This window comes from Pantoea sp. ANP04, from assembly GCF_041982285.1.
Lineage (GTDB): Bacteria > Pseudomonadota > Gammaproteobacteria > Enterobacterales > Enterobacteriaceae > Pantoea > Pantoea eucalypti.
This window is the reverse complement of the sequence record NZ_JAUTYS010000097.1, coordinates 1-593: the sequence shown is the minus strand read 5'-3', so window position 1 is coordinate 593 and position 593 is coordinate 1. Positions and strand designations below refer to the sequence as shown.

Genomic DNA, 593 nt, shown 5'->3' with positions numbered 1-593 from the left:
GACCACCCACTGGCGCTTCGCCGGGGAGTTCGCCGAGCGCTTTCCCGGGGTGCAGTTCAGCGCCGACAAGCACCTCACCGACAGCGACAACCTCTACTGCGCCGGCGGCACGACCTCGGCCTGCGACCTGTACATTTACCTGATCGAACGCTTCTGTGGAGCCAACGTGGCCCAGGCCGTGGCTCGGGACATCCTCTATGAAGTGCAGCGCAGCTACGCCCCCGGACGCATCGGCTTCGGCGGCCAGAAACTGCATCAGGATGTAATCATCCTGCAGATCCAGCATTGGCTTGAAGAGCACTTCGCCGACAAGTTCCGCTTCGAGGACGTGGCTCGCGAACATGGCATGAGCATTCGCAATTTCATGCGCCGCTTTCAGACGGCTACCGGCGACAAGCCCCTGCACTACCTGCAGCGTCTACGCATCGAAACCGCCAAGGGCCTGCTTTCGGGAACGCGCAAGAGCATCAAGACCATCAGCTATGAAGTCGGCTACGACGACGCCAGCTTCTTCGCCCGCCTGTTCCGCCAACACACCGAACTCTCACCCAATCAGTACCGCCAGCAGTTCCAGCAGCAGGCGGCATAAAAAA

At 60.9% G+C, this 593-nt stretch carries 1 protein-coding gene; it reads left to right on the top strand.

Annotated features, from left to right (window positions below):
• A partial coding sequence (locus tag Q7C21_RS22520; RefSeq protein WP_375151162.1) for a GlxA family transcriptional regulator occupies positions 1 to 589 on the top strand: 589 nt, incomplete at its 5' end.
• Positions 590 to 593 lie beyond the last annotated feature (4 nt).